The organism is Corynebacterium sp. c24Ua_83 (assembly GCF_039907245.1).
Lineage (GTDB): Bacteria > Actinomycetota > Actinomycetes > Mycobacteriales > Mycobacteriaceae > Corynebacterium.
Genome location: NZ_JASBOI010000034.1, coordinates 1 through 5,012, shown reverse-complemented (window position 1 = coordinate 5,012; position 5,012 = coordinate 1). Strand labels below are relative to the sequence as shown.

5 protein-coding genes are annotated in these 5,012 nt (G+C 63.0%); 2 read left to right on the top strand and 3 right to left on the bottom strand.

Features of this window, described 5'->3' with window-relative positions; translation table 11 throughout:
* Positions 1–63 precede the first annotated feature (63 nt).
* The 3 genes from QKE30_RS10595 to QKE30_RS10585 form a co-directional block, all read right to left on the bottom strand.
* Positions 64–894, bottom strand: coding sequence for a hypothetical protein (locus tag QKE30_RS10595; protein ID WP_347934765.1), 831 nt, complete (start codon positions 892–894; stop codon positions 64–66).
* A gap of 87 nt (positions 895–981) precedes the next feature.
* Positions 982–1,947: a class A beta-lactamase-related serine hydrolase gene (locus QKE30_RS10590; protein WP_239201130.1), complete on the bottom strand. Its 966-nt coding sequence runs from the start codon at positions 1,945–1,947 to the stop codon at positions 982–984.
* A gap of 139 nt (positions 1,948–2,086) precedes the next feature.
* The gene (locus QKE30_RS10585) at positions 2,087–2,752 is read right to left on the bottom strand and encodes a metallophosphoesterase (RefSeq protein ID WP_347934764.1); all 666 of its coding nucleotides are present in this window, start codon (positions 2,750–2,752) and stop codon (positions 2,087–2,089) included.
* A 136-nt stretch (positions 2,753–2,888) separates the two neighbouring features.
* Between QKE30_RS10585 and QKE30_RS10580 the strand changes: the two genes are divergently transcribed.
* Together QKE30_RS10580 and QKE30_RS10575 are read left to right on the top strand one after the other, a co-directional pair.
* On the top strand, positions 2,889–3,881 hold the full coding sequence (locus QKE30_RS10580) for a bile acid:sodium symporter family protein (RefSeq protein ID WP_347934763.1): 993 nt from the start codon (positions 2,889–2,891) through the stop codon (positions 3,879–3,881).
* Between the two features lie 21 nt (positions 3,882–3,902).
* Positions 3,903–4,832 (top strand): NADP-dependent oxidoreductase, encoded by a 930-nt coding sequence (locus QKE30_RS10575; RefSeq protein ID WP_347934762.1) that lies wholly within the window; start codon positions 3,903–3,905, stop codon positions 4,830–4,832.
* Positions 4,833–5,012 lie beyond the last annotated feature (180 nt).

The following is a 5,012-nucleotide window of genomic DNA, read 5'->3' as shown; positions in this document are numbered from 1 at the left end:
TTGCTTGGAGTTTGGCGCCCTTAAGTTCTGGGCACCGTTGCAGCTTGCACCGTTGCAGCTTAACTAGTTGTAGCTGGGCCTACCGGTGGGCACGGCAGGGCTTTCGGTCATGCTGCTCAGCATCTCTTCCAAATCTTTCAGGCTGTCGTCGAGCTGATCCTGGTAATCAGACATGTCCGGGAAGTCCGAGGGCAGAGTGATGCCAGAGGGGGTGGGGATCGAGGTCAGCGGGTTGTCTTCGTTCTGGTTCCCCGAAGTCTCTTCGTTGTTCTCCCCCGTCGTATCCGTGGTCTCGGATGTAGAGGAGGTGGGCTTTTCGTCGCCGTCGTCGTCGCTGGAGACCAGGTTGTAAATCAGCACACCGCCAACTACCAGCGCGATAAGCACCAGTAGGCCGACGACGATCTTGGCTACTTTGCCGTTGCCACCTTGTCCGTTGGAGCCGTTAGGGCCGGGCTGGCCGTATGCCTGACCATATGCCTGGCCGGGCTGGCCGTAACCCTGCTGGCCGGCCTGACCGTATCCTTGCTGGCCATAACCCTGCTGGCCGTAGCCCTGTTGACCGTAGGCAGCTTGGCCATAGCCCTGCTGACCGGCCTGACCGTATCCTTGCTGGCCATAGCCCTGCTGGTCTGCCTGGCCGTAGCCACCCTGAGGGTTAAAACCAGGCGCACCGTACCCCTGATTGCCCGTGTTCTGGTAGCCCTGCGAGTTTCCAGTACCGGAGGCTCCGAATACCTGCGTGCTCTGATCATCCTGGCGGCGGTACTGCGGGGGCTCCGCACCTGCCCCTTCCGACTTGGCTTGCCCCAAATATTCGGTCGGGTTGTCGGCGTTCTGCCCGTCCGCGCCGTTGCCTCCGCTGTTGAAAGGGTTCTTGTTCTGTGGTGCCATTACCTAAAAACTTTCCGTACCAGGAGCCGAGCTCAATCCTTCATGTGCCTTAGTTGCTTATGTGCCACTGCACTTCGAGACTTAAGACTATCGTAGGTATCCTGCTGCCGCTCGAGTATCTGCGTTCTGCACCGCACGGCCGCCCCAGGAGAAGGAGGCCACGGTGTATCCGTTGCCGAAGGAGGCCGAAGCCAAAGTCTGGCGGCCGTAATCGGACCAGCCCCACTTCGTGCCGTTGACGCCCGGCAGGTGCACCGTTCCCCAGTTCTGGCGGGTGCCGTCAGCCGCCACGGGGCTGGCGGTGCGCATCCAGTGCAGCACCAGGGAGCGCGGGTGGCGGATACGCAGCTTGTGCAGGAATAGAGCGGTATCCGTCGCGGATGTATAGGAGTTACCCCAGTGGACGGCTGCACGGGTGTTGCGTAGGCCATACTCGCGGGCGATGGTACTGATAGATCGCGGGTACTTGCGGTAGACCTTGGAGGCTGCACCGTCGTCGGAGAAGCGGATCATGCGCTCTGCCAGGTAACGATCGGAGTTACTGCGATCGCCGTAGCGCAGCACGTAGTCCGCCATGTACAGCTTCACGATGGAAAGCCCCGGGCGAGACTCATCCGCGTTCGGGGTCTTGGCGATGCCGTTATTGGTCACCACTGCCATGGATGTGCGCGCGGGCACGTTGTGGATCGTGCGTACCTTGTAGCCATTGTTCGGTGCCGACCGGTGCGGCGCCGGGCGCTGCGGGGCGGAGGAACCCGGGATCTGGTTGGCGGACATTCCCAGCTGGTTCAGCGCATCCTCCACAGCCTGCGGAACCGGAGGCAACGGTGGGAGCTGCGGGAGCTGCGGCGGCGGGGGAAGCTGAACCTGTGGCATGGGCGGAAGCTGCGATCCGGCGGGCGGACCCGCAGGCGCAGCATTCGCCGGGACGGCGAACCCTGCCACACCAATGGAGGCGGTCAGAGCGGCGGTGGCGATGCCCTTTGCAGCGGAGCGTGAGCTCTTCGCCGCATGCCGCGGACGGTAGGTGTACTGGGAAAAGTCGAACGTCATAACCTCAAGTCCCGTTTATTCATGTTGTTGCGCGCCGAGAAGTTAGCGTCACCTAGAAAAAGGGTCAACAAAGTGCCCCGAGCGATAAACGCACAGCATAAATATACATAAATAGATACCTACGCACCGGCTTTGGGCGCTATGCATCGCGGTAAAGCAACTCCATGACCTCTTCATATGGGGCGGGGCGCAGATCCCAAGCATCCACTCCCACGTCGACCTGACCCGGCCCAGTGATGGGCGCCGCGGAATGCAGGTGGCCGTGAATGACGTATGGCACGTCCAGGCGCAGAGAGTCGTAGCGAGACTCCATGCCCTCGTGGTCCTGACCAGGGCGCGGGAAGTGGCACAGCCAGGCGACCTCGGTATCGGCCTTCTTAGCTAGGTCCTCGTTATCGGCCACCCCGTCGCCATCCGGATCCCACGGGACAACACACTGGTAGGGCTGCACGGAATCGAAAACCTCCAGGAAGCGGCGCTGCCGCTCGGCGCTGTTGGCGTGCAGCGGGTGGCAGGAGTCGTGGTTGCCGGCGATCAGGTGAACGGTGACATCCAGGCCGGAAAAGGCCTGGGCCAGCAAGTCCAGCGCTCGCTCTTCCTGCGGGCCCCACCCAGAGGAAATGTCGCCGAGAACCCACAACGTATCGCCCGGGGCCAGGGCGCTGGTGAGGTTGTTCAAGATCGTTGCGTCGTGCCGTTCGACGTCCGCGTCGATCTCCCCGCTGGTGCCGTAGCCGCGCAGTTCGGCGACGAAGGGGTGGCCAAGGTGCAGGTCGCTGGTGAACCAGGTGCGGGATTGGTTCATTGGTCACTCCTTCTGTTGAGTTCGAGCCTGGGCGCGAGCCGTTAGAACCACTCTAACCAATCCCCCCACCCCCGTTCACGGCAGGCTTTTCCGGAGAATTTCATACTTTGAGACTCCTATCTCATATACTGGTCACATGACGACCAAAGAGAAGAACACCGAAGCGCCCAAAACCGGCGCGGAAAACACCAATGCCACCAATGCCTCTGAGGAACGCTCCGCCACCATTGCCGTGTGGGCCTTCCCCGCATTCATCCTGATCGGTGCTGGCCTGGCACTGGCCAGCCCGGACACCTTCACTCCCCTGGCGGCGCACATCTCCACGATGATCGCCATCATCATGCTGTGCATGGGCCTCACGCTGACGCTGCCGGACTTCGCACTGGTCATCAAGCGCCCCATGCCGATCTTCATCGGCGTGCTGGCACAGTTCGTCATCATGCCGCTGGGTGCAATGGCCGTTGCCAAGCTGCTGGGACTGAACCCCATGCTGGCGGTCGGCCTGCTGATGCTGGGCTCTGTCCCGGGCGGCACCACCTCTAACGTGGTTTCCTACCTGGCCAAGGGCGACGTTGCCCTGTCCGTGACCATGACCTCCGTCTCCACGATCCTCTCCCCGATCGTCACCCCGGTGATCATGCTGCTGCTCGCGGGCGAGGAAACCCCGGTGGATGGCAAGTCCATGGCGTGGAGCCTGGTCCAGACCGTGCTGCTGCCCGTCATCGGCGGCCTGGTCATCCGTGTGATCTTCGACCGCATCGTCCAGTTCCTGCTGCCGGTCCTGCCGTGGCTGTCCATCATCGCCATCGGTGGCGTGGTCTTTCCCGCAGTGGCTAAGTCTTCGGAGACCCTGATGAACGTCGGCGTAACCGTCCTGGTTGCCGTCATCATCCACAACCTCATCGGCTACGTCCTGGGCTACTTCGCCGCCCGCGCTACCGGCGAGTCCCCCGCCGTGTGCCGTACCACCGCCATCGAGGTCGCCACGCAGTCCGCTGGCCTGGCCTCGGGCATGTCGGGCAAGTACTGGGCTCCGGAGGCCGCCATCCCCGGTGCGGTCGCCGCCGTGTGGCACAACATCTCCGGCGCTCTGTTCGCTTTCCTCATGCGCCGCTTCGCCAAGAACTAGCGGACCCCTACCATGGGGTTCATGCGTATCTTCGGCTTTGAATCCTTCGGCGGCCCCGAGGTCACCGGCTTCCTCGACGTCGCCGACCTCACCTGGCAGCCCGGCAGCGTGCTGATCCGCCCCACGGCGATCGGCCTGAACCCCGGCGATATTAAAGTGCGGAACGGCCAGCGCCAGGGCTCCTTCCCGGTCTCTTTCCCCATGGCCATGGGTCGCGAGGCCGCTGGCATCGTCGTCGAGGCCGCCCCTTCCACCGGGTTTTCGCCAGGTGATCACGTCTTTGGTTCGGCTTTCTCCGGCACTGGTGCTGCGAGTGATTCCTTTGTTCTTTTGGACGCCACCTCGACCGCAGCTATCCCCAGCGGTGTAGAGGCCACGGATGCCGCCTGCCTACCCGCGGCCGCCGGGACCGCCTACGACGCTTTGGCAGAACTGCACGACCTGGAAACTTGGCCGGATGAGGGCGCCCGCCTGCTGGTGATCGGCGCGGGCGGTGGCGTGGGCACGCATGCCCTGCAACTGGCGCGGCATTTCGACATTGAGGTCATCGGCATCGCCAGTGCTCGCAAGAAGGTCCTGGTAGAGCGCCTGGGCGCGCGGTTTATGGATACCGCGGAGCTGGGCAAGACTGGCTCCCACGTTACTGTTCCGCCGATGGACGGCATCCTGGACCTCGTCGGTGGCGAGGTCTTGGAGGGGCTTGCGCATCTTGCACCAGAGGGCGCGATCCGCAGCGCTGCCGACAAACAGCTGGCCACCCGCCTGGGTGGCAGTGGTATCACTCGAGTCCGCACCCAGGAGCGTTTCGCGGAGCTCGCTCGCTTGGTGGCGGAGGGTGCGATGCGCCCGGTAATCGGCAGGGAGCTGCCCTTCAGCGCCGCCGCCGAGGGCTACGAGGAAGTCGAGTCGGGCCACGCGCTGGGAAAGGTCGTTCTCACTGTGAATGACTAGCGGAAGCGCTAGGCTTCTTCATTAATACGACTCTTCTCTTAACTTAAGGACAGCTTCATGAAGCGCACGTCTGCCCTGGCCCTATTCACCGTCGCCGCGATGGGTTTAAGCGCCTGCGGATCTGAAGATTCCAACGATGCCGCCGACTCCGGCAGCTCCGCCAGCGCCTCTGCACAGCAG

Excerpts from the sequence above, each read along its gene's own strand:
- QKE30_RS10595 (WP_347934765.1), bottom strand. The coding sequence starts at position 894 with ATGGCACCACAGAACAAGAACCCTTTCAACAGCGGAGGCAACGGCGCG.
- QKE30_RS10590 (WP_239201130.1), bottom strand. The coding sequence starts at position 1,947 with ATGACGTTCGACTTTTCCCAGTACACCTACCGTCCGCGGCATGCGGCG.
- QKE30_RS10585 (WP_347934764.1), bottom strand. The coding sequence starts at position 2,752 with ATGAACCAATCCCGCACCTGGTTCACCAGCGACCTGCACCTTGGCCAC.
- QKE30_RS10580 (WP_347934763.1), top strand. The coding sequence starts at position 2,889 with ATGACGACCAAAGAGAAGAACACCGAAGCGCCCAAAACCGGCGCGGAA.
- QKE30_RS10575 (WP_347934762.1), top strand. The coding sequence starts at position 3,903 with ATGCGTATCTTCGGCTTTGAATCCTTCGGCGGCCCCGAGGTCACCGGC.